Origin of the sequence: Hahella sp. HNIBRBA332 (genome assembly GCF_030719035.1) — a bacterium.
GTDB lineage: Bacteria > Pseudomonadota > Gammaproteobacteria > Pseudomonadales > Oleiphilaceae > Hahella.
In genome coordinates this window covers 865,988-890,047 of sequence record NZ_CP132203.1, presented here as the reverse complement: position 1 = coordinate 890,047, position 24,060 = coordinate 865,988, and the positions used below count along the sequence as shown (strand labels likewise).

23 protein-coding genes and 1 tRNA gene are annotated in these 24,060 nt (G+C 52.0%); 12 read left to right on the top strand and 12 right to left on the bottom strand.

Annotation, left to right across the window (positions count from 1 at the left end):
• Positions 1-528 precede the first annotated feature (528 nt).
• The 6 genes from O5O45_RS04210 to O5O45_RS04185 all read left to right on the top strand — a co-directional run bounded on the left by O5O45_RS04210 (position 529) and on the right by O5O45_RS04185 (position 8,214).
• Positions 529-2,544, top strand: coding sequence for a BACON domain-containing protein (locus O5O45_RS04210; protein WP_305904022.1), 2,016 nt, complete (start codon positions 529-531; stop codon positions 2,542-2,544).
• A 406-nt stretch (positions 2,545-2,950) separates the two neighbouring features.
• Positions 2,951-4,507, top strand: coding sequence for an MBOAT family O-acyltransferase (locus tag O5O45_RS04205; protein WP_305904021.1), 1,557 nt, complete (start codon positions 2,951-2,953; stop codon positions 4,505-4,507).
• Between the two features lie 36 nt (positions 4,508-4,543).
• The gene (locus O5O45_RS04200) at positions 4,544-5,566 is read left to right on the top strand and encodes a hypothetical protein (protein WP_305904020.1); all 1,023 of its coding nucleotides are present in this window, start codon (positions 4,544-4,546) and stop codon (positions 5,564-5,566) included.
• A gap of 352 nt (positions 5,567-5,918) precedes the next feature.
• Entirely contained in the window at positions 5,919-6,188 is a 270-nt protein-coding gene (locus O5O45_RS04195) for a LysR family transcriptional regulator (RefSeq protein WP_305904019.1), read from the top strand.
• Between the two features lie 73 nt (positions 6,189-6,261).
• The gene (locus O5O45_RS04190; protein WP_305904018.1) at positions 6,262-7,644 is read left to right on the top strand and encodes a cytochrome B6; all 1,383 of its coding nucleotides are present in this window, start codon (positions 6,262-6,264) and stop codon (positions 7,642-7,644) included.
• 177 nt (positions 7,645-7,821) lie between these two features.
• Positions 7,822-8,214, top strand: coding sequence for a hypothetical protein (locus O5O45_RS04185; RefSeq protein WP_011398465.1), 393 nt, complete (start codon positions 7,822-7,824; stop codon positions 8,212-8,214).
• Positions 8,215-8,580: 366 nt separating this feature from the next.
• Here the strand turns inward: O5O45_RS04185 and O5O45_RS04180 are convergent, their stop codons facing one another.
• Positions 8,581-9,099: an outer membrane beta-barrel protein gene (locus O5O45_RS04180; protein ID WP_305904017.1), complete on the bottom strand. Its 519-nt coding sequence runs from the start codon at positions 9,097-9,099 to the stop codon at positions 8,581-8,583.
• A 314-nt stretch (positions 9,100-9,413) separates the two neighbouring features.
• Between O5O45_RS04180 and O5O45_RS04175 the strand changes: the two genes are divergently transcribed.
• On the top strand, positions 9,414-10,775 hold the full coding sequence (locus tag O5O45_RS04175; protein WP_305904016.1) for a DEAD/DEAH box helicase: 1,362 nt from the start codon (positions 9,414-9,416) through the stop codon (positions 10,773-10,775).
• Between the two features lie 55 nt (positions 10,776-10,830).
• On the opposite strand, the gene dbpA is transcribed toward O5O45_RS04175, so the two are convergent.
• The 7 genes from dbpA to O5O45_RS04140 form a co-directional block, all read right to left on the bottom strand.
• Positions 10,831-12,219, bottom strand: a complete 1,389-nt coding sequence (gene dbpA / locus O5O45_RS04170) for an ATP-dependent RNA helicase DbpA (RefSeq protein WP_305904015.1) — start codon at positions 12,217-12,219, stop codon at positions 10,831-10,833.
• A gap of 182 nt (positions 12,220-12,401) precedes the next feature.
• Entirely contained in the window at positions 12,402-12,611 is a 210-nt protein-coding gene (locus tag O5O45_RS04165) for a cold-shock protein (protein ID WP_011398470.1), read from the bottom strand.
• A gap of 508 nt (positions 12,612-13,119) precedes the next feature.
• Positions 13,120-13,587 (bottom strand): hypothetical protein, encoded by a 468-nt coding sequence (locus O5O45_RS04160; RefSeq protein WP_305904014.1) that lies wholly within the window; start codon positions 13,585-13,587, stop codon positions 13,120-13,122.
• Positions 13,588-13,604: 17 nt separating this feature from the next.
• Complete coding sequence (locus O5O45_RS04155) at positions 13,605-14,333, bottom strand: DUF5818 domain-containing protein (protein ID WP_305904013.1); 729 nt, start codon at positions 14,331-14,333, stop codon at positions 13,605-13,607.
• 37 nt (positions 14,334-14,370) lie between these two features.
• Positions 14,371-14,856 (bottom strand): tetratricopeptide repeat protein, encoded by a 486-nt coding sequence (locus O5O45_RS04150; protein ID WP_305904012.1) that lies wholly within the window; start codon positions 14,854-14,856, stop codon positions 14,371-14,373.
• 127 nt (positions 14,857-14,983) lie between these two features.
• Positions 14,984-15,913 (bottom strand): metallophosphoesterase, encoded by a 930-nt coding sequence (locus O5O45_RS04145; protein ID WP_305904011.1) that lies wholly within the window; start codon positions 15,911-15,913, stop codon positions 14,984-14,986.
• Positions 15,910-16,821, bottom strand: a complete 912-nt coding sequence (locus O5O45_RS04140; RefSeq protein ID WP_305904010.1) for a LysR family transcriptional regulator — start codon at positions 16,819-16,821, stop codon at positions 15,910-15,912. The genes O5O45_RS04145 and O5O45_RS04140 overlap by 4 nt, the downstream gene beginning before the upstream one ends.
• 96 nt (positions 16,822-16,917) lie before the next feature.
• On the opposite strand from O5O45_RS04140, the gene O5O45_RS04135 reads away from it, so the two are divergent.
• Positions 16,918-17,901, top strand: coding sequence for a YeiH family protein (locus tag O5O45_RS04135; RefSeq protein ID WP_305904009.1), 984 nt, complete (start codon positions 16,918-16,920; stop codon positions 17,899-17,901).
• Between the two features lie 353 nt (positions 17,902-18,254).
• Complete coding sequence (locus tag O5O45_RS04130; RefSeq protein WP_305904008.1) at positions 18,255-19,004, top strand: phosphatase domain-containing putative toxin; 750 nt, start codon at positions 18,255-18,257, stop codon at positions 19,002-19,004.
• A gap of 271 nt (positions 19,005-19,275) precedes the next feature.
• On the opposite strand, the gene O5O45_RS04125 is transcribed toward O5O45_RS04130, so the two are convergent.
• From O5O45_RS04125 to O5O45_RS04115, 3 genes are all read right to left on the bottom strand, one after another.
• A tRNA-Ser gene (locus O5O45_RS04125) sits at positions 19,276-19,366 on the bottom strand.
• A gap of 125 nt (positions 19,367-19,491) precedes the next feature.
• The gene (locus tag O5O45_RS04120) at positions 19,492-20,316 is read right to left on the bottom strand and encodes a CheR family methyltransferase (protein ID WP_305906187.1); all 825 of its coding nucleotides are present in this window, start codon (positions 20,314-20,316) and stop codon (positions 19,492-19,494) included.
• Between the two features lie 69 nt (positions 20,317-20,385).
• On the bottom strand, positions 20,386-21,330 hold the full coding sequence (locus O5O45_RS04115) for a chemotaxis protein CheV (protein WP_305904007.1): 945 nt from the start codon (positions 21,328-21,330) through the stop codon (positions 20,386-20,388).
• A gap of 179 nt (positions 21,331-21,509) precedes the next feature.
• On the opposite strand from O5O45_RS04115, the gene flgA reads away from it, so the two are divergent.
• The 3 genes from flgA (at position 21,510) to O5O45_RS04100 (ending at position 23,143) form a co-directional block, all read left to right on the top strand.
• On the top strand, positions 21,510-22,220 hold the full coding sequence (flgA, locus tag O5O45_RS04110; protein ID WP_305904006.1) for a flagellar basal body P-ring formation chaperone FlgA: 711 nt from the start codon (positions 21,510-21,512) through the stop codon (positions 22,218-22,220).
• A 125-nt stretch (positions 22,221-22,345) separates the two neighbouring features.
• Positions 22,346-22,660 (top strand): flagellar biosynthesis anti-sigma factor FlgM, encoded by a 315-nt coding sequence (flgM, locus tag O5O45_RS04105; RefSeq protein WP_305904005.1) that lies wholly within the window; start codon positions 22,346-22,348, stop codon positions 22,658-22,660.
• An 18-nt stretch (positions 22,661-22,678) separates the two neighbouring features.
• Positions 22,679-23,143: a flagella synthesis protein FlgN gene (locus O5O45_RS04100; RefSeq protein WP_305904004.1), complete on the top strand. Its 465-nt coding sequence runs from the start codon at positions 22,679-22,681 to the stop codon at positions 23,141-23,143.
• Between the two features lie 121 nt (positions 23,144-23,264).
• Here O5O45_RS04100 and O5O45_RS04095 read toward each other — a convergent pair whose 3' ends face one another.
• Positions 23,265-24,023: a type II secretion protein ATPase gene (locus O5O45_RS04095; RefSeq protein WP_305904003.1), complete on the bottom strand. Its 759-nt coding sequence runs from the start codon at positions 24,021-24,023 to the stop codon at positions 23,265-23,267.
• Positions 24,024-24,060 lie beyond the last annotated feature (37 nt).

Sequence of the window (24,060 nt, the reverse complement as noted above, 5' to 3'; positions counted from 1 at the left end):
GGTTTAGGGCTCTTAAGCAAAATGCGCATAGATTCTCTTACATAAATTTAAGTTTCAACAAGCCTTATACCCTAGGCTTACTGGCCAGGACTATGCCAAGCGGGAAATTTAAGCCTTTTTATCAATGGCTTATAGTAATTACCGAAGCAATAAAAACGCCATACATGACACCGCGCCGGAGATTTTTTCGTTGTACTCGCCGTATCTATCGGTTGACGCCCGCCACATGGCTGGCGTGATAGGTCGCGCATTAAACTCCTTGTTAATGTTGTCTCGTGGAAAATCAGGTTTTGGCGTCCTATATTGACTGAAGGTTCTGTTTTTGCAGATAAGTCGGGAACCAGCCGGTTCCTGTTTGATCGTTCCGCCAATGAAAGCCGGGCTCAAACCCGGCTTTCTACATTCACCAGGGAGCTGGCAGTCATATCGACCGCCTGCTTCGGCACAAAGGGATATTTGATCATGAGACATCGAGTAAACAGCTCCTTCCGTCAAACGATAAATTCACATCGTTTTCGCGGTATAAGTATGTTGTTGAAACTGTTTTACATCGCAGCCATTTGCACCAGCTGCGCATCGCCACCACTCCAGAATGAATCGACGGACAAGGAAACCGTCCCTCCTGTCGTCATTGACGACCTTGAGCCGCCCTCCGCCGGACTGGATGCGACCATTACCGCAACCCCCTTGCTGGAGTCCGTCAGTCTGGTTCTGGACGGCAGCACCGACCTGCAGAACATGAATAACAAGGTGTACTACCGCAAGAAAGGCAACGGCGTCTGGCATGACGCCTACTCACTTGTTGCGGACCCTACCGATGACGCGCTTGCTGGCGGCATTATCGGTCTGGAGGAAAATACCGAGTATGAGGTGAAGGTATCCTTGCTGGAAAATGGCTCTGTTATCCAGTCTTTCCTGGCGGAGTTCAAAACCTGGCCTACTGACCCGCCCATCAACCCGGATAAAGTGTATTCCATCGCTGACATCTACGATGGCGGCATGCTGGATCTGGAAGCGCTCAACATCTCAGGTGCAGAGGATGGATGGGCCAAGATTGTCGGCGACGGAAAAACCGTCATTGATGGCGGCTACGATAATTACACCGCTATTAAAATCGGCGCCGCCAGCTACATCATGTTTGAAAACCTGAAAGTCAAAGGCGGCAGACTGCATGCGATCCACAGCCTGAAGGCTCATCACCTGCGCTTCCGCAATCTCGACGTTTCTGGCTGGGGTCGCACTTCAGGGGCGGTTAACGACGGCATCTCTTACGAAAAACCCAGTGACGAAGATCCCATCAATTACGATTCTGCATTCTGGCTGGAATCAACCGGCGTTGTCGTCGTCGAGCGCAGCTATGTACACGACCCGAGAACCGGCGCCAACACCTGGGAGTACGGACACCCTTCCGGTCCCAATGCATATCTGGTCTCCACCAAGCATTCCGAACCGGCTTACCGCGGACAGGTCGTGCTGCGTTACAACGATTTCGTCGGCGGCGACAAGCATCGCTTTAATGATGTAGTGGAAAGCCGCTCCAACGGTTCCCGGGAAGGCGGATTCATTCGCGATAGCGATATTTACGGCAACTATTTCGCTTTCAGCAATGACGACCTGGTTGAGCTTGATGGCGGGCAACACAATGTGCGTTTTTTCGGCAACCGCCTGGAAGCGGGCTATAACGGCGTCAGTATCGCTCCGAACATGCGCGGCCCCAGTTTTATCGCCGGTAACCTGATCCATGACTTGGGCGACGAGCGCGGTATGGCCTGGACCGCCTTCAAAGCGGGCGGGCTGACCGTCAAACCGGAAGGCACAACCTACCTGTTCCACAATACCGTTTACGCCAAGGCCAATAGCCTGCATGGCACCGGTTACTCCGGCGACCGCGCCTTCAACGCCGTCACTCGCAACAATCTGTTGGTCAGCAGCGCGGGATGGTCAGAGCGTCAATACAGCATTCGCGATATTGCGCAGGAACCTGGTTCCGACTTCGACTTTGATCTGCTGTATAGCACGCAGGCGGCGGCGGGCGTGGTACAGGCCTACGGCGGCGCAGAGGCGAATGGCCTGACCAATGAAACACCGCACTTCCGAGATGCTCCTGCAGGTAAATTCAATTTATTGGAAGAAAGCGCCGCCATTGATAAAGGGACTTATATCGCCAACTACTCCAATGAGGTCGTCGGAAGCGCTCCGGATATAGGCGCCTTTGAATACGGTGTGGCGAAGATGATCCCGGTGCGCCCTATTAAAATCACGTCGGACGCGTATCGCGTAGAGCTGGACGCCCAGTCTCCCGGAGCCAAGACTATCAAGCTGAGCAACAGCGGCTCGGACACTGACTTCAAGGTGTTGATCAATCAGCATGCGGACTGGATAAAAGTATCGCCCTCCAACGGAATGATATCCGGGGACGGAACCAAAGAGCTGGAGATCAGCATCGATTCCCAGAAGATGGGCGGCTCCGATTCCAGAGCCGGCGCCATCATTATCAAGTTTGATGACGGTTATTCAATTCCTGTATCTGTATATGCGGACTAACATGACAAATTAACAACTTTTAATATATAAGTTTTGCGAACCAAAACAGGGCGTTAAATATATAAAATGCGCCCTGATAGTACCTTTAATTATGAAAGTCCTCTCACTCTTTGATAAGTGATAGGACTTTTATCTCTAATGGTCTTTTTATTGCAGCAATCTACTCGTAAACTAACGCCCGTGACGCATTCCTCACGCCGCCGTACAAGAGGAAAAGCGGACACTTTGTTATTAATTTCATAAGGCGCGGAGCAACAGGCGGCGCTCTGCTCAATCAGAACAACACCAGGATTTAATCCAACTTCCGCAACCATCAAACCCTGTTTTGACGGCGGCTTCTTATGGATTGAATTTGCTATTGTTTCTGCCTGCGCCCAATTAAATAATGCAGGGACGTTATTTAAGTATGCTATTTAATTCAAACGAATTTTTATTTGTATTCCTGCCCCTGTCGTTGTTGCTGTTTTATCTGGCGCGCAGAGCGCTGGGGAAACGCCCGGCGTTTATTGTTCTATTCATTCTCTCCCTCGGTTTCTACGGCTGGTGGGAATGGCGCTATTTACCTTTGCTGATCGGCTCCCTGGCGATTAACTTGTGGATCGCCGAACGTATTCGCACCCGCAAGCGCCGCAGCGACTTGGTCGTCGGCCTGTGTTTTAACCTGGGGTTGTTGGCCGTCTTCAAGTACCTCGGATTCATCGAAGGCAATATCGAAGCTCTGTTCGGCATTGAACTGGATTGGCCAAAACTGGCGTTACCCATTGGCATTTCCTTCTATACCTTCCAGCAGATCGCCTTTCTGGTTGACGTCGCACGCAGCGACAGCGACGAAGCCACCGACCCCGCCCGCTATGGCCTGTTCGTAAGTTTCTTCCCGCAGTTGATCGCCGGCCCCATTGTTCATCACAAGGAAATGATGAACCAATTCGAGGCCCCGCCTTCCAACGACAAATTGATGCGACTCGCCGCCGTCGGTCTGGCTATTTTCGCCATTGGACTGGCGAAGAAAACCATGATCGCAGACCCTCTGGGCGCATTCGCGACGCCTTTCTTTGCCCGGGCAACCGAGGGCGGGGATATCCACTTCTTTATCGCATGGGCCGCCGCCCTCGCCTACACATTCCAGATCTACTTCGATTTCTGCGGCTACTCAGAAATGGCGATAGGCCTGGCGATGCTATTCGGCGTAAAACTGCCCGCCAACTTCAATTCGCCTTATAAATCGCGCTCCATCATCGATTTCTGGCGTCGCTGGCACATGACCTTATCGCGGTTTTTACGGGATTATCTCTACTTCCCGCTGGGCGGAGGGCGCGTATCCCGCTGGCGCCGTTACATCAACCTGATGATTGTCATGCTGGTGGGCGGACTCTGGCACGGCGCTTCCTGGACTTTTGTCATCTGGGGCGGCCTGCATGGCTCCTACCTGATGATCAACCACGGCTGGCGGGCCATTGCAGACAAACCGATGCTGAGGCCTCTGAAAGGCCTGGTCAGCAACCTTTCTCTGCCGATCACATTCTTCTCTGTCGTTATCGCCTGGGTGGTGTTTCGCGCAGAAAGTTTTGACGCCGCCATGGCGTTCTATAACGCTATGTTCGGCTTCCACGGCCTCTCCGCACCGGAGGAATTCCGCCCACTGGTCGAAGCATTGGGATTGCAGAACTCCGTCTACCTGTTCGCTGAAAACTACCGCACGGACTTCTACATGGGACTGATTTGGACGCTTGGCGCCGCCATCATTGCGTTTTTTGCGCCCAGCACGCTGGAATTGCTGCGCTCGGAACGTCCCACTGCGGACTTCGACGAGATAGAAAGATCCTTACCGGCGCCACGCCGCTACCTGCCGTCGCTGGTCAGCATGCGGGCGTGGAGTTCCATCGCGGTGGGCGTGCTGCTGTATATTTCCCTGCGCGCCATCAACGCCGCGGCGGAAACAGAATTCCTTTACTTCCAGTTTTAAAGCATCAGGACTCGTAACACGGAAACGACGTAAATCATGACCAAAATGAGTAACGAGACACCACGCTCGCACGTTCAAACTGATTCGCAACAGGAGCGCGGCAATCCGCTTAAGTTTATTATCGGCGCGCTGGCGACCGCGGCCGCCCTGATGGCAATAAACACCGCGATTACAGCCAGCACTATCGGCCGTCCGACAGCGTCCTCGCAAACACTGTGCGATCAGGTGAACGCCCGCATAGAACTGGCTGAGCGCATGCAGGGCCCCAACCTGCTGCTTATCGGAGGCTCCGGCGTGCGCGCCGGGTTTTCCGCACAGATGCTGAGCGACGAACTCCATCTGAACGCGCTTAACTTCGGTCTGCAGGCATCCATGGGGCCAGACTTGACTTTAAGTGAGGCCAAACGCGCGTTGAAACCTGGAGATACGGCATTACTGGCCTTTGAGTACCCGCAGTATAAGCACGACAGCTGGAATCCTATTGAACTTAACTACGGTTTGGGCTGCGCAGCGGCCTGGTTCAAACAAAAGCCGCTGCCGGATATTGTCGAGGGACTGATGGCGACCGACCTCTCTCGAATTGTTGACGTCTGGCGCTTCGCCTCTAAAGAGAACAAACAGCTTAATACCTTCGATTCCAATGAGCATGGCGACAGACTGCCGGAAAGCTTTCCCGCCGTTTCGGACAAAGTAAAACGCCGGTTGTCCCTGTATCAGCCAGTGAACATAGGTATTGACGCCGAATCCAGGGGCGCGCAAGCCATCAAAGCGTTCGTTGAATACGCCAAGGCCAACAACATCAAGGTTTTCGCCACCTGGCCGAACACCATTGATTTCCCCGAATACCGTAAAACGTCCGGCTTTAAGCAGATTAAGGAGTTTTACACCAACTTGGGCGTACAGATGATAGGCGAACCACAGTTGGGCTTGTATCCCACAACCGCCTTCTATGATACGCAGTATCATCTGGATTATGCGTCAATTAAAAAGCGCACCCAGGATTTCATCACCGCGCTCAAGCAAGAGCATATCGATTTTTCCGCCGCACAGGGCGGATAAGGCCCCCTCGGTTCTTCTATTATCCGATTGCATGGCGTGCGTCATGCAGTCGGGCTGAGAGACCCGACCTCCCCCAGTCACAGCCCCTTCACCTTCACCTTATCCTTACACCAAGCCCTAAAAATAATGCATAGCGATAAAGTTATCTGCAGCGTGTAACTTCATGTCTATTGGATAAACGTAATTTAGTTCCATTTAAAAAACCTATTCTGAAGCTTTGCGCAATCAATTGGAGCCTCTTTTTTAAGGATTTTAATCTTGTGCCTGATAAGCCGCCGTGTGTTTTTATTCTGGCGCGGCCACTCCAGCGACGCGGAAGTCGCCATATCTCATAACAAAAAAGGAGCTCCTGATGACGCTGAAGGAACTGGCCTACATCGTAGCGGTCGCAGAGGAATTACACTTTCATCGCGCAGCCGAGCGCTGCCATGTCACGCAGTCCACACTCAGTATTCAGTTGAAAAAATGTGAGGACTATCTCGGTGTCCAGATATTCCGGCGTAATCGTCATTTAGTGGAAATCACACCGGAAGGAAAAGAGATTGTGCGTCTGGCGCAAAAGGCGTTAGCGGCGGCGGAACAGATACGCAGCCTGTCTAGAGACCTGCGTGCAACGCGGTAATTTAGACAATCAATCACGCGATTTAAGGGCAATGTGTAGACTGACTTTCAATGGTTTGGATAGGGGATAAGTCATGAAAAAACACAATGGATTCGCCTTTGCCGCGAGCCTTTTAGCCTTAGGGTTGGCCTCACCGTTAAACGCCGCGGTAGGAAACTCATATGCGCCTGTCGTGGATTCAGAGTCCTTCGACAGTGTCAAGCAACGCATGGAAGACGCCAAGGATGAAATCATCGCACGTCATAAAACATTACTGGAAGAACGTTACGATCTGGCGGACAAGCCATCATCAGAGATAACCATGTCTAGGGGTAAGCCAGTGCAAACAGGCGTGCGGGTGAAGCTGGCCAATGGCGTGACCTGGGAGCAGCTCGCCACGATGACGCCCGCGCAGATCAAGCAGAAAGGCGTGTTCCCGAAGGGATTTCTACCGCTGCCGCATCCGAATCACAGCGAAGGCGGCATGCTGTTTCCGCAGTTTCATATTGATGAAATCAAAAAGCAGGAAGGCCGGGACCTGACGCGTTTTGATATGGACTTTGTCATGCCGGATCATTTTCTACCAGAGTTTCCCGCGCCAATCTATCTCACCACCCGCCCGGACCTTGGCGATGTCTCCCATGGTAAAGAGGTGACCCTGCAGAATTACTACGAAATGTTTTCTGGCGTCCTGAACCCCAAGCAACTGGAAGGGTTGCGCCTGTTAGTCACGCCTTTTCCACAACAACAGTTTAACGCCACAACTGACCGACGATCCGCCCTACCCAGCATGGGCGTGGCCTGTTTCGATTGCCACACCAATGGCCACACCAACGACGCCACTCACCTGGTAGGCGATATACGTCCGCAGGAGCGTCGCCATCGCATCAACACCCCCAGCCTGCGGGGCGTGAACGTACAACGCCTGTTTGGCTCACAACGAGCATTAAAGACTGTCGAGGATTTCACCGAATTCGAACAGCGGGCTGCTTATTTCGATGGCGACCCGGTCATCGCCACCAAGAAAGGCGTCAATATTCTGGAGCGGGGCAGCCAAGTTCATTTCATGGGCGAGTTTCAGGCGCTACTGGACTTTCCACCCGCGCCCAAACTGGACCTTTTTGGTAAGCTCAACCCTGATAAGGCCACGGAATCCGAAATACGAGGACAGGAAATTTTCTTCGGCAAAGGCCAGTGCGCGGCTTGCCATGTTCCGCCATATTACACCGACAATCTGATGCACAATCTTAAAGTAGAGCGTTTTTATAACGAAGAGATGATCAATGGCATGCTCGCCGGCGCAGACGGCCCCATCAAGACTTTTCCACTTCGGGGTATAAAAGACTCACCAACCTATCTACATGATGGCCGCCTGCTGACATTGGAAGACACCGTGGAGTTTTTCAACCTGGTGCTCGGCGTTAAATTGAACAAGCAGGAAAAACAGGATTTGACGGCATTTTTATACACACTCTAGAGGCTCCGCAGTTTTCGCTTCGCCGATCAATGGTTTATAGGGCGAACAACTCCGCAATATAAGGGTGTTCACGGTGGGTAATCTCAGTGCAAAGGCTGTTATAACTGGACTCTGGGCTGCGATGAGGGGTACAGTACCCCCTCCCTCCCATTAACCCACCGTGGACAACACACCTATATGGCAAGAGAATTCCAAGATACCCACTTCCGCGTAAAAAAACTGAATGGTTATAAAGTACGAGAATTTAAGGCTTTACTGGAAGCCGATAGCGCCGACGATACGCCGGTTTTACTCAACCTGAAAACAGACCACAAGCTTTGGTTCCGTTTTTTCCTGGATGAAGGCAAAGGCTTCTGGGAAGAGTGGGAAGATTTTGACGACAAGCCCGGCGAAGGCGAAAGAGAAGTAGACTATGCGTCGCTTTTCAATATCAAGTCCAAAACGATCAAAGATATCAGTTGTGAAAACGCCAGAATAAAAATCAGATTCGAAGGCGGCGGCGAGTTTTGTCTGAAGTCGAAAGACGAAAGCGATCACAACGCCGAAAGCCAGGCGACTTTCCGTCGCTAAGCGGTTAATAGCATTTCTGTTCGATCCCTTTCTTTTTAGCGCTTTCAGCCCATCGGGCGCGCGCCCTACGAAATTCCGGGATAAATCAGTCGCCCACCGTCACATAATGCCGATTTATATTCGGTAAGACTTACATTAAAAATAAATCGCGGCCGTTAAAAGCATGAGCGAAATTGCACGCTCAACATACTGCTCAAAACGGCCGCCAGACTCTACCTTTGATATAGCGTCGTGTTCTGGCCAAACCTCACCGTAGACTCAAGACGACAGACACGCTCGTTGGAACGTGAGTAAGGTGACTACGGAAAAGAACAGTGCTAGAAGGAGTAGGTAATGCCAGTAAGAAGGACGTTAGAATGCGAGCCTTTAGGCAAACCTATATATTGGTACTCCAAAAGCGTCACCCCTAACCCCCCCCTCTTTTCTCTTCCAATTGAGACCGAGACCACCATACGGACGCAGGCCAGTGAATGTCTTGTCTTCATCCTGCCTATCGCGATCCTTATAGTCGATGCTCACGCCATAATCGGTGTAAGCGCCACCCACTTTCGCAAACGCATTGAATCTCTCTGAAAGCGCAGTCTCGCCTTTAATGCTCAGTGCAAAACCATCATATTCAGTAGACTCGGTATACTCACCAAGGCTACCAATATAAGAGGTAAAGCCGGAAGTGATATTTTGCTGGGCGAACCAAGTGGCTTCCACCGCCAGGGACGGATGAAAATAGTAGCTATAGTTCAGCTGCACGTGAAAGCCGACATCAGAGTTTTCGCCACGGGTATCGCCAAAACCAAGAGAAGCGCCCAACTGGTGCTCATATGCATTTGCACAGGCGGAGCTTAAAGACATAACCACGGCGAAAACCATGCATGTGGATTTAGACATAAACATCCTCAACATCAAAATACAATAAATACAAAGACCTGGCGGTCTAATGTCCATTAGGCGCAGCATTCTAGCCTAACGCCAAGCAGGCATCCCTTACTGTATTTTACCTACGCCCTCTACGTGAATTACGTACGCCCAGCCACCATTGTCTGGCGAAAAGGCGCAGGAGCGCGTTGAAAAAGCCTGTCGACACCGTTGTCAATCGGGGCATGTCCTCTGCTCAAATGATGGCCATGGACAGACGCTTACTGTAAGCTGCACGTCCGCCAGCCAGCTGGCCCCAATGAATCAGCAAGAAGAAGTTATCCTATATGAGCTTTGCCTCCCTCGGCTTGTCCGCCCCCATTCTCGACGCTATTTCTGAACAGGGCTATACATCGCCCTCACCTATCCAGTTGCAAGCAATTCCTGTCGTTCTGGAAGGAAAAGACGTCATGGCGGCCGCACAGACGGGAACCGGCAAAACCGCCGCCTTCACGTTGCCTATTTTGGAGCGTTTGTCGAAAGGCGACCGGGCGCGCTCAAATCAGGCACGCGCCTTGATCCTCACGCCAACGCGGGAACTCGCCGCTCAAGTCGGCGAATGTGTGTCTTCCTATAGCAGCAAACTGCCTTTACGCTCCACCGTGGTTTTTGGCGGGGTAAAAATCAATCCGCAAATGATGCGCTTACGTCGCGGTGTAGACGTACTGGTGGCGACGCCTGGACGCCTGCTCGACCTGTACAATCAAAACGCTGTGCGCTTTCAGGATCTGGAAGTGCTGGTATTGGATGAAGCCGATCGCATGCTGGATATGGGGTTCATTCACGATATTCGCAAGATTCTGGATGTTTTGCCAAAGCGTCGGCAAAACCTGATGTTCTCCGCCACCTTCTCCAACGATATTCGTAAATTGGCGAAGGAGCTGGTTAACAATCCAGTGGAGATTTCCGTTAGTCCGCCCAACACAACAGCCAAAACGGTCAAGCAGTGGATTCACCCGGTTGATAAAAAGCAAAAGTCCTCTTTATTGGCGCAGCTCATTCGCGACAATAACTGGGATCAAGCTCTGGTGTTTAGCCGCACCAAACACGGAGCCAACCGCCTGACGCGACAACTCTGCGCCAAAGGCATCAATTCCGCCGCCATCCACGGCGACAAAAGCCAGAACGCCAGAACCAAAGCGCTGGCGGATTTCAAAGCCGGAAGCGTACAGATTTTAGTGGCGACGGACATTGCTGCGCGTGGCATCGACATTGACCAATTGCCACAAGTCGTGAACTTTGATCTGCCCCAAGTGGCGGAAGATTATGTACACCGTATCGGGCGCACTGGCCGCGCGGGCGCGGAAGGGCAAGCAGTATCATTGGTCAGTGCGGATGAGTTCAAGTTACTCGCCGATATCGAAAGACTGATTCAAAAACGTCTGCCGCGTGAAGAAATCGAAGGATTTGAGCCTGAACAGCGACTGCCGGAGTCGCGCTTGCCGACGCAACCCTTGAAGGCGCGCAAGCCGAAGAAACCTAAAGCAGCCAAGAATGGGGAGCAGCGCGGTCAAGATAGAAAGACCGAGAAAAAAGGCCCTCGGCAAGAGGGCGCGACGAGAAACAATGCGAACGCGCCTCGCAGACAACGCAGAAGGGGCTCCACCGCTGGGAAACCTGCGCCACGCAAAGAGGCCAGAAGTAACTAACCTGCTCTTTGATTATGCGCTTTGGGGCTGACTCTCCAGAGGAAGCCCCGACTCATCAATTCCTGATTTTTCTGACTCGAAACGAGCGTCCTTTCATTTTCCCTTTGCCCAGCTTATCCATAGCGAGCTTAACAACGTTCCGCGCCACCGCCACATAGGCGCAGTTGTCAAAGATTTGGATTTTACCCACCAGTTTGCCGTCCACCCCATTCTCGCCAGTCAGCGCACCGAGTATGTCTCCTGGACGCACTTTCTGTTTCTTGCCGCCATCGATCTGCAACGTTTCCATCGGCGGCTTGTAGGCGGGATTTTTCAGCAGACTGGTTGCGGGCGCAGGTTCAGCGCTGACAATAATCTCCTGGTATTCTTCCAAGCGAGCGATTTTGTGCATTTCGGATTCGCTGTAGAGGGTGCACGCCACTCCGCTCGCACCCGCGCGGCCGGTGCGTCCAATACGATGCACATGCACTTCCGGGTCGCGGGCGATATGAAAATTGATGACCGCGTCCAGAGCGTCAATATCCAGGCCTCGCGCCGCGACATCGGTCGCAACCAGAATTGAAGCGCTTTTGTTGGCGAAGCATACCAGAGTCTGATCCCGCTCTCTCTGCTCCAGATCGCCATGCAACGCCACGGCGCTAAAACCGTGGCTCACCAGCATATCCGCCACCTCTTGCGTCTCGCGCTTGGTGTTGCAGAATACGACAGTGGATTCCGGCCTGTACTGCAACAGTAACAATCGCAATACTTCCAAGCGATGCGCATCGCCTTCCACCTTGTAGAAATACTGCTGAATACTGGTGTTGTCATGAGATGACTCCACCTTAACCATCACTGGATTGCGCATCACCCGCTCAGCGATAGATTGAATCTGCTTCGGGTAGGTCGCGCTGAACAGCAATGTCTGCCGCTGCGCCGGCATCTTTTCAACGATAGCGTCCAGGGCCGCCTGAAACCCCATCTCCAGCATGCGGTCCGCCTCGTCCAGCACCAAAGTGTGCAATTGATCCAGGACCAGCGTCCCTTTACGCAAGTGCTCTTCCACTCGCCCCGGCGTCCCCACGACGATGTGCGCGCCATGCTCCAATGAGCCGATCTGCGGGCCGAAAGGCATGCCGCCGCATAATGTCAGCACCTTGATGTTATGAATCGCCCTCGCCAGGCGACGGATTTCCTTGGCGACCTGATCCGCCAGCTCCCGAGTAGGGCACAAAACCAGCGCCTGCACGCAAAAGCGTTTTACATCCAGTTTATTCAACACCCCCAGGCCAAAGGCTGCAGTCTTTCCAGATCCGGTTTTGCCCTGAGCGATAACATCCTTTCCCTCCAGTATCGAAGGCAAGCTTTGCGCCTGAATGGGCGTCATAGAGTGAAACCCAAGCGTGGAAAGGTTCTGCAACAGCCCAGGATGCAATGAAAGAGAGGAAAAAGCGGTGGCGCTCAAGGTGAAATTCCTTTGGATGGTATTACTGCGAAGTGTCGCTGGCGTAAGATCTTCGCCGCGCGATGTGATGTATCAAACAACAAAAAAGGGCAAGGCGACAAGCCCTGCCCTTTGTGTCTCATCTGTCGATCAGACGGCGATTCCTTTGCAAAATTTGCTCAGGTACGCCAAAAATACGCCGCTTACAGCGGAACGATGTTCTCTGCCTGAGGTCCTTTCTGTCCCTGAGTGATTGTAAACTCAACTTTCTGGCCTTCGGTCAGAGTTTTGAAACCAGAACCAGTGATGGCGCTGAAGTGAGCAAAAACGTCAGGACCGGATTCTTGCTCGATAAAACCAAAACCTTTGGATTCATTGAACCACTTTACAGTGCCGGTAACAGTATTGGACATAGTCATATCCTAAAATAATCTTTGGTAAATCAATGCCTTGCATAAGGCCGCTTTGCTGGAAGTTTTTCTATTACTTATGAAAACAGGACGAGGACTATAGACAGGACTTCGAAATGGTATTGCATAAATATCAGATTTACTTACAGACTGCTCAAAGTATATGCAGGGCGATATTCCTGTCAAGATGGAACAGACATATCCTTTCGTCTTCGTGGCCAAGTTTTCTTATTTTTGATCTTTTGATAGCAAGCAACCCGGCATTCCCTTCACTTTTACCCGGATAAACGCTTGCCTGACCGATAGAGCGCAGCAACTCATTCCCTGATCATATTGAGTACAATCTGGATTGCCTGACATTCGTACATGAAAGCTTGAGGATCAGAAGAGTATTCATTCGCAGTCATCAAGAAATAGCTTTATCCATTACAAAAAATGATCACCGTTCAAATAACTATTATTTCTATTTCCTGACCGACTAGACAAATATAAACAGAAACAGCGTTTTTTGTTAAGTATAGATCCCGCCAAGTATTTCAGCCGCCTGAGCGGGTTGTATTGCATGTTCGGGGATATAAATAAACTGGCCGTAGCTTTCCATTCGTACAAACATGCCCGTTTCGGTTATAAGCACTGACTCGGGCCACCTTTTCTCATCGCCTGAGCCAAAGCCAATCCCGTCTTTGTAGAAGCGAATCTTGATATCAACGACGCGTTTCCCGCTCTTCATTCGATGGGCGAGCCATCGCTTTTTCCGAGCGGGAATCACAATGAAAGCGCCAGCGCCATATATCAGCGCAACCACGCCAAATGATAAAAGGTAAACGCCGCCAATAGCGCATAACACAGCCCCTGCCGCAAACAGGAAGCCCGCCCACAGGGGCGCGTACTTCCTCCAACGGTCAATGTGTTTGAGCCACTGACTATATTCTTCTTCGTAATAGCGTTTTGACTTGCTGAAATGCGCCTCGGCGATCATTTACCCAACTTTGCGAATTAATCGGCGTTCTGCTGCTGGGTAACGTCATAGCAGTTCGGAGCGGAAGCACCGATATAGTCGACCGAGATAGTGACGCCCTGCATGCAGAATGAATACTCCGCAGCTTCGCCTGTGACGTACACCTCATCTCCCGGACGATACCCACTCAAGTCGCCTCCCAAGGTATATAAACGTCCTTGCGTATCCCGGAATGCAGGGCATTCCACGCCTTCTTCAGTAAGCCGCCCTTTGAGACAGACCTTCTTGGATTGCGAGACGTCAGTCTCACCCAGCATGGCGGCTTTCGAATTGCTTTCCGCATGAACGCGAACGCCTTTCAGCCCGTCCGGTATCACCGCCATGCGATAGGTCACGCTCATGGAGGAGATGACCTCCGCAGCTGGCTGGTCTGGAGGCATGGCGACAAAACCAAAGTCGTAGACCCCATCGGGCGGAGCCTGAATGTATTGAAAAGCGACCAGTTCCGCATTATTCCATCCAGCAGTGGGAACCATGCCTTCAGCGCGGATCTCAAGCATAGGCGGATAACTCTCCAGTATATTCACCTGGACATTATCAACCCGATATACCATGGATTTTGCAGCGGACTGTCTTTGGTCTGCGGCGTCCCCATCCGCCCAAACCTCCGCCGGCGCCGCCAAAAACAGCGGCAAACAGACGGCCATATGCCTAAGATTCACTCGCGCCCCAGTGAAAAAACTCACGCCTTTATTTATTCCATTCATTTTTTCGTCCTTTTTTAGTCAGTATGAAAATACTCTTTCATTCCCGCCAGGTTCTCGTCAGATCTTCAGAATAAAGAGCGATGGCTCTCCGGTATTCCTGCACATAGGGGTCTTGCGAAGTGGCGGCGATCACTTTCAGCAACGCTTCAACCGACTGCTGGGACTCCCCCACATTGAACAAAGCCATGGCTTTGAACACCTGCAACTCATGCGCATCAGGAAACTGCGCCAGCCCTTCATCAAAGGCATTCAGCGCCAGCATATATTCTCCCAGTGCCCGATAAGTGCTGCCCAACCCCAAATATGCGCCTCGCAGCAGTGGCTCTGATAACTCTCCAGAGATTGCGTTGAGGTAGTACGGAACAGCTTCCGCCTCCAATCCCAAATAGTCATGAACGCAGGCGGCCTCGTACTGTAGCTCAGCGTCGGTAGGAAAATCTTCCGTCAATTGCACGGCAAGGTTGCGCGCATCTTCATGACGCCCCTGCTCCCGTAAATATCTAATGGATTCTGCATTCATCATACTTTTAACCGTCACTCCTTCTGATAACTCTCCTTCAACGTCCCGGAAGGAGATTACGACCACCCGGCTTCACGCCGCATTCTGCTGTATTTCACTTTCCCCAAAACTGACCGGGAACAATTCACACTTAAGCGTGAACAAAGTTTTCTTTCCGCAATACCGACTCGCCACTCCAGCGGTACGCCACTAATTTCCCCTGCTTGGCCACAGAATAATCGAGGCAGGCCACATTGGAAGCCAACGGCTCCGGCTCGCCCGCCAGCCAATAATGGCCGACAAAGCAAGGCGGCTGCTCTTGTCCATACCTGGGCATTGTTTGCGGCGGCGGAAGCTGCGCAGCGTCGCCAATATCCAAGCCCATAGGCAACGCCACCTCTCCTAAAGACTTTGCGTCTCGCCGCCACCACTGCACGCGAATTGCGCCTCTTTCGGTTCCATCTTTGTCATGAAATACGATTCCATCAGGCAATCCTATCTCCACACCCTTGATCAGAGTTTCAACGGCGGTAAACATCAGATGACCCTCTGTGGACGCATCAATCAACATGTCCAAATCCAACAATCCATAGGGCGAGCGTGCGCGAACGATGTCGATATAATCATTATGCCAGCAGGCGTGAATGACCCGTAGACCGTCCAACTCCAACCAAAGTGGCAAGCTGTGGAAAAACGCCAGCACGTCTTTTTTCAATTCAGGCTCAGATTCAAATTCGTTCAGAAAGGCCTGGTGCTGGCGAATATTCTTTTCCGTACGTCGGCGCAGATACTCTCCCTGGTGCAAAGTGTGGAACGCCAGCGCATTAAATTCATGATTCCCCATCACCGCCAACGCATGACCATTACTCACCATTTTCATGACCAGCGCCAACAGTTTACGGTGTTGCCGCAGGTGTTCGCCGCGGTCAATAAAATCTCCGAGAAATATGACTTTGCGCTCTGGATGCGCGTAACCATCGCCAGCATCCACATAGCCAAGGAGCTGCAACAGCTTGATTAATTCATCTGCATGGCCGTGAATATCGCCGATAATGTCGTAATACTGCTTTTTCATGCTCATTCTCTCTCCTCAAGGGGGCGACGGTTCGCCTCTCGCTCCCTCTCCTGCAATAAATCGATAAACGCCTTTACCACGGTCGACTCTCTGTTGTCCGGTGAACATACCCAGGAGAACTGACGCGTCAGATTAAGGGGGGTATTCAGTTCAACCAGCAGGCCCTCGCGCACTTCGTCCACAATCGAAAGCCCCGATAGACAGCCCACTCCCAGCCCTGCCCGCACAGATTGTTTGATCGCCTCCTGTCGGGACAATGCCAAGGCAATGCGCGGCCGCACACCCATGGCTTGCATCGCCGCATCAAACACCGCGCGCGTGCCAGAGCCCGTCTCGCGAACTATCCACGGAAATTGTTCCAGCGCCTCAGCCCCAACGCGATCAACCTGCGTCAGAGGATGCCCCGCCGCGCAGAATATTGACAACCTATCAGACAGCCAGGGTGCGATGTGCAATGAGGGATGCAGGGCTGGCCCCTCAATCATGCCAATGTGCGCACGCCCTTTTTCAAGTAAAGAAAGCACCGCCTCTGTATTCTGTATCTGCAAATCGGGCTCTACTTCAGGATAGCGTTTGACGAACTCCGCCAACAGTGAAGGAAGCAGATAGGATGCAATTGTAACGCTGGCCGCCACACGCAGAGGACCGGCCACTTTTTCAATGTCAGGCAGCGTCAACCCATCCACCAAGCTAAGAATTCGCCGTACGCGAGGCAGTACACGCCTGCCAGCGTCGCTCAGCTCCAGCTCCCGCCCTACTTTGTTAAGCACGACATACCCCAGCGTCCGCTCCATTTCCCGGATGGACTGACTTGCCGCCGATTGGCTGAGACACTGCTCTTCAGCCGCCAAGGTTAGCCGCCCCAGTCTGGCGGTAGCCTCAAATACTCGCAATTGCCGCAAACTCACATTCATCGGATTTTCTAAACTATGACTTAAGAAACATCCAATATACTTATCATATGCGCTCTCTTAAAGTCCCCTTAACGAAAATATAAAGGGGCTTACACCATGCTAATTCGCCTGATCGCGCTTACCGTATGCGCCATCCTACTCGCTCAAATTCCCTTTATCGCCGCCCTGGGACTCAGCGCCCTCCCCCTGGCCTCGCTGCTTGGCATGCTTTACGGCGCTGTTAATACACACAGCAGCCAAGGCGCTTCCACAACCCTTAATCTCTGTCAGCAGAAACTACTGCGGCTGGGCATCATCCTGTTCGGCTTCAACCTCAGCTTTCAGCAAATCGCCGCTATCGGCTGGCGCACCATATTGCTGGACGCCATCGTTATCATTTCCGTGCTCTCTATCGGCATCTATCTAGGCGTCAAGCTTCTGCGTCTGCCCAAGGAGATAGCAACGCTTACGGCCATAGGCAGCGCAGTATGCGGAGCCGCCGCGATTATGGCCGCCGAGCCCGTCGTTCGCGCAAAAGAACAGGACGTCGCGGTCGCAGTGGGGACAGTGGTTGTTTTCGGCACGCTCGCGATGTTTATCTACCCCGTCATATACCGCTTTACCTGGATGGAGCCATCGCAATTCGGGATTTATATCGGCAGCACCGTGCACGAGGTCGCCCAGGCTGTAGCAGCAGGACAATCCATCAGCGGAGAAGCCATGCAATTCGCGGTAGTCGCCAAGCTCATCAGAGTGATGTTGTTGGCCCCAGTCATCATCGCCCTCAGCGTATTGCTATTCCGAGCACCCGCCGGCGCCAACACTCAGACAAGGATCGCCATCCCCTGGTTTGTCTTCGGTTTTATCGCCGCCGCAGCCATCAACAGCCTGATAACCTTACCTGAGTTTGTATTGGAAGCATTGAAATGGACTTCCCAGCTCGCCCTCACCCTGGCCATGACCGCTCTGGGCGTCAAAACCCGCTGGAGCGCTATACGCCAAGCCGGAGCAAAGCCCATCGCACTCTCACTGATTCTGTTCATCGTATTGCTGGCAGGCGGGTTGGGATTAAATAAGTGGATGCTTGAAGTATCGACTTAGAGACTTCATTCGCGCCAAACACATCCGTCATTACGAATAATTATTTAAGATTGAATTGCATACAGCATGCAGATATCCCTAAAGATTTTAGGCGGGTGCAACAACGGACTAGAAAGAAGGGGCAAGCCAGAAAAAATTGCCCCTCCAACCTGAACGACTATCCGCTGAAATATTGACACTCTGACGACCCTTCATTGCTTTCCATCTATATCCAATATATTGAACACCAAAATCTAGCATCTCCCGCCGCTGGTTTACCAAAAAAATCAGGAAGCTCGCATCCAAATGCTCTTTCGTTGTCGTCTTTGAAAGTAACAAAGATTGATGCACGAAAGCCCATTTAGGAGACGATCATGATTTACGGTTTAAACAGTTATCACAGTAACGGCCACACAGCGCAGTCTGGATTCCGGAATTTCCAGTGGGTTCTGCCTGGCGTTCTGGTACGCTCATCTCAGCCGAATTATGCAGGGCATGACCAACCTCATACGCTTAGCTTTGTTCAAGTCGACTTTTTAAAGAAGAAAGGCGTCACCTGCATTATCAGCTCTAACGAATACGCACTGGAGGAGCACTCAAAGACGCTTCTGAAGACTTACGGGATCTCTTACTACCATTTCAAAATCGCAGACTTTAAAGCGGCCACTCCTGCGCAACTTCTAAAGGCAGCAGAAATCATTGAAGCAAACAGGAAAAGAGGAGCCACTCTCGTGCATTGCGGCTACGGAGAGGGCCGGACGGGAACCATCGTTGCCGGCTGGGCGATGACCAAACACATGAAAACCCAGGCGGGCGCGGACATCAATACGATGTGTAACTCGTTGAGCTTAAAGGCGAACTTTGGCGTCGAAACGCCAGACCAGGTTGAATCGATACGAGCAGCGGCAAAGCTGCCGAATACCCCAGCGACAATGCTTCTCCCTCTGGGGTTAAGTTCAGCCCCCAGCTTTGGCGGACCAATGGGTTCTGGCCCAAGCTTCACAGGCCCAAATGGATCAGGCCCAGGCTTTTCTGGCCCCTCAGGATTAGGCATGCCGGACGACGCGAGCACGCCAGGGTTCTTCTTCGCCAACTTTAGTTCAGGTAATAGCGGAGGGTTTTAGCCTTATCCCCTTACTGAACCTACAGAGATAAGGGGGCGTTATGTCCCCTTGCTCAACACATGAGCCTTAATGGTGGTCGTTATTATCAAACAGGAACAGCTGAAAAGCTCTCAGATTCGCCCAAAAATAGCCCAGAAAAAAATCAGATTTTTTCTTAGTAATCAGTAGGTTATATGGGACATAGGAGATCTAGAAACCTGCTGTATTAGCCCAGAATTAGCCCAAGCCGTATACATGAATTTCTAAGTGATTGAATTAGAAGGGAATTCAATGGCGGTGAGGGAGGGATTCGAACCCTCGATACGGGGTGACCGTATACACGCTTTCCAGGCGTGCTCCTTCAACCGCTCGGACACCTCACCAGAGAACCAAAACAGAATTATTGCAACCCTTGTTTTGAGGTGCGCTAATGTATACGAATGCCTTCCGAAAGGCAACCTCTAATCTTTCCGATTGCGTAAATATTTTGTAGCGGTCTGGCGGTAAGCTATTTCGCTCGATAAATGATGCCGGGGCTGCAGTGCACCATCTCAAACTTATCAGGGAGATTGCCCAGTGACTCCGAGGCCCCGAGTATCAGATAGCCGCCCGGTTTCAAAGCGGAATGCATGCGAGACAGGATGTCCTTCTTCAGCTCCGCAGAGAAGTAGATAAGCACGTTGCGACAGAAAACTACGTCAAATTTTCCTAGCAATGAGTAGGAGTCCAGCAGGTTCAGCGATCGAAACTCCACGCAACGAGCGATCTCAGGCTTGATTTTCCAGGAGCCGTTGGGCGTCTTGGTGAAGTAATTCGCCATACGCTCCTTGGAGAGCCCTCGCCCAATCGCCAGCATTTCGTATTCGCCCTTGCGCGCGGCGCTGAGCACACTGGCGGATAAGTCCGTCGCCACAATGCTGAGGGAAGCGCGCATACCGCCCAGGTTTTTGCGGCGGTACTCATCCGTCACCATGGAAATGGAATACGGCTCCTGCCCTGTGGAACAAGCCGCCGACCAAATACGAATCTGGGTGACGCTTTTGTTGGCGCTCAGCTCTGGAAGTATTTTTTCTTCCAGAATCCGGAATGGATGAACATCCCTGAACCACAGAGTTTCATTGGTGGTCATGGCGTCAACCACCGCTTCCCGCAAGGGTGAGCGCATGGATCGACTCATTTTGTCGACCAGCTCGCCCACGGTCTCAATCTTCTCATCCGCCATGATCCGCCGCAGGCGGCTTTGCACTAAGTATTGCTTATTATCGCCAAGCACAATGCCGCATGCTTTTTGGAGGAAATCCCGAAACTTATCGTAGTCTGCGTTATTAACCAGAAAAAATCCCGCCCTGACCAGTTATGCGCTATGCGCGTCGACAGCTGAAGGTAAGTACGCCAGCCGGTGTTATTGTCTTCTTTCTTCTATCGTTTTCAGCACGGATGTGACTCTCTGCGCCAACTCATCGGGGTTGAACTTGGCCATGAAATCATCCGCGCCGACTTTCGCCACCATCGCCTTGTTAAATACGCCGCTTAATGACGTGTGCAACATGATGTACAAGCTTTTCAGGGAAGGGTCATTTTTACAGTTTGTGGTCAGTGTGTAGCCATCCATCTCCGGCATCTCCACATCTGAAATCATCAGGCTGAGATGGTCGTCGATGTTGCTGCCGTCGGCGACCAGCGAGCGAAGATAATCCAAGGCCTGGCGGCCATCATTTTTTGTGACCACCTCAACGCCCACCGCATCCATACAATGCACGATCTGGCGTCGCGCCACAGTGGAGTCGTCCACCACCAGCACTTTATGTTCAATCGCTTTGGCGGCCAGTTCCTTATCGATGAATTCATCCGCGACGGTATCCCGCGTTGGAGAAACCTCAGCGAGAATCTTCTCTACATCAATGACTTCAATCAGCTTATTTTCCAAGCGAGTCACCGCCGTCAAATAATTGTCTTTGCCCGCCCCTTTTGGCGGCGGATGCATATCTTCCCAATTCATATTGACGATACGCTCCACCCCGGACACCAGAAAGCCCTGGGTTTTGCGATTGTATTCCGTGATGATGACAAAGCAGTTATTGACGTCTTTTTCGGGAACAGGCATCTGTCCTGTAGCCATTCCCATGTCGAGTATAGGGATAGTTTCACCGCGAATATGGGCCACGCCCCTGACCACAGGATGTCGTTTAGGCATCATTGTCAGCTTCGGGCATTGCAGAACTTCCTTAACCTTGAAAACGTTGATTCCGTATATCTGCTCACCCTGCAGCCGAAACAGGAGCAACTCCAGGCGGTTCTGTCCGACTAACTGAGTACGTTGGTTTACGCTGTCTAATACCCCGGCCATAAAGGGCGCTCCGCTGTTTGTTGTAGATTACCGAACTATCGGATCGGAGCGCTGACGAGATGGCGCCCCGCATGAGCTCGCCAGCCCGGCACAAACTTTGCGTGCCTTGTCGCACACCGTCATTTTATTGGCGACGCGCAAGCGGCTACCCGGTAGCTAAGTAAAGCATAGGACAAAAAATGAAAATACGCATAACCGGCTTGATGTATATCGGCATTCTCGTTTTTTCAGCCCCGGCCTTATGCAATTCCATTCCGGTCTGGCGGCAACAAACTTCCGTTGCGGTGGAAGAGTTTATGATGCGATTCGCCGCAGCGGCGGCTGAACAGCTTCAAGAACGGGTTGTCTACGAGGTTTCCGAACCTGACTCCCGCCTTAACTTCTCTCCTTGCGAACAGACGCCAGCCGTCAAGGAAGCCAGCTCCAACGGCGGACGACTGACGCTGAAGGTAAGCTGCGACTCCCCGAGTCCGTGGCAAATCTACGTGCCCGTACAAATGGAGCGCTACAGACAAATTGTGACCATCAAGTCCGCCGTGCCTCGGGATTACGCCCTGACGCCGGAAGACCTGGAAACCAAAGAGTTGAATATCATCGACTTACGCTACGGTTTCTACACCAATACCGAAGACGTGGTCGGCATGATCACGCGACGTCCCGTCACAGCAGGCTCCGCGCCCTATCCAAATATGCTGGAAGCGCCTAAACTTATTAATAAAGGCGACATGGTGGTGATAGAAGCGGCCACCTCCCATTTCAGTGTGAAGATGCCGGGAGTCGCCATGGCGGACGGCAGACGCGGTCAACAGATCATGGTCAAGAACAGCTCCAGCAACCGCATGGTGCGGGCGGAAGTCATAGGATCAGGCCACGTCAAAACGCCCTTGTGAACGTACCGGCGGCACTATTTCAATTAGAGTGGCGATGTTCACAAAATAATTCTAAAAATCTCGCTAAAGTTTCTCTGCATTGAGCCGATAAATTAGGTAATTAAAGTTTTTAAGAGAGTAAGGCCATGAATATCAAGGGTGTCGGTTCACCGCCAGTGAACGATATCAAGTCCCGGGAAAATCTGCAGAAGACTGAGAAAGTCGATGTAGACGCCGGGAAAAATGCGGCGGCTCCCGAAAAAAGCGGAGATTCCGGGGACAAATTCGTCCTCAGCTCGCAGGCTCAAAACATCAGAAAAGTCGAACAGCAACTGGCGAAACTGCCCGACGTGGATAACGAGCGGGTGGAGAAGATCAAAAAAGCGCTGGCCGACGGATCCTATCAGATCAATTCACGCAGTGTGGCAGAAAAATTGCTTAATTTTGAGCAAGACTTCTGATAACACTGTGAGGGCATCATGTCCGCCGATCTGAAAGTATTTATTGATCTGCTTAAACAGGATCTACAAACTCTCTCCCAACTTGAAGATGTGCTGCAGCAGGAACGCGACTCTCTGGAGCAAAGCGATATTGAAACGCTGCAGCGCATCATCGAATACAAACTCCCCCTCTTGCAACAAATCGAAAGCCACGCACGCACTCGCACGCAGTGGGTTAGCCAGACAGGCCTGCCCATAGACCGCTTTCTCTCCCTGCTGAAGGAAAAAGCGCCTCCCGTGATGAAGCTGTACCGCCAGTGCGAAAGCAGCCTCGCCAATATACACAAGCTGAACGAGGTCAACGGACGCATTATCGCCCGTTCACAACAGCGCACGACCAAGATGATGCAGATCATCCGCGGCCAATCCCAGCAAATGCAGCTGTATGGCAAAAACGGCGCGGAGAAAAGCGTTGGCGAAGGCCAGGCCATAGCGCAGGCTTAGATTCTCGGACATAAAAAAAGGCCGCAAACAACGCGGCCTGAAACAACATCGTCCAAGGGAAAGATCCGCAACAGGCGGAGCGCTCTAACTACCTCGCCCGCCGTGCGGAGTAACCGTCTACTCAGTAGGGTTTCACCACGATATACGAGTTATCGCTGAACTCGATCCCTTCCAAATGAATACTGCCCATGGTGGGACCATCCGCCGATACCCCCATCGGCCGAATATTGTTGAAACTGACCCGCTCGATATGATTCGGAAGCGTCACGTTCATGCCCCCGTCCTCATTAAACAAAGGCTTGATGCGGGAGGGATCGATTTGCACGCCGACCACTTCAACTTCGGCGTCCAAAACATTAGTAATAGGAAGCAATAGTTTCCCGAGAGACCCTAACACCTGAACCCCGTCCAGGCCTTGCAGTTCATCAGGATTTGCAGAGTTCTGACCTTCCAATTGGGCCTTCGCGGCCATGTTGTAAAATTGCTGGAACTCTTCAGTGAAGCCTTGCGCGCCGACATTGCTCATTGCATTGTCATCCAGCGCCTGCAGCCCCGAGGTATTTTGATACAGGGTTTCGGAGGCTACTGGTGAGGATTCATTTTCGGTCTGGGAGGCGGCGAACGCCACCATGGGCTGGAACGGAGCCACGGCCATAGCGACGAACGCCGCGGCGTAGCGATACCGGCTTTGGTGCCGGAGAGTGCGCTGTAGCTCCTTATTGGTTATCCAGCCGAAATCTACTAACAATTCGCCAAGGCGTTGACCATTAACCGTCTGCGCCGTTAATGCTTCGTTAAGCTGACCTTCGGTAATGTATCCCCGGTTCACCAGGAGGCGACCTAGGCGGGATCTTTCAATAGCTTGCTGCTGAGTCGCCATGACTATAACTCCTTTTTTATTGAGTAGTAGCTCTTTA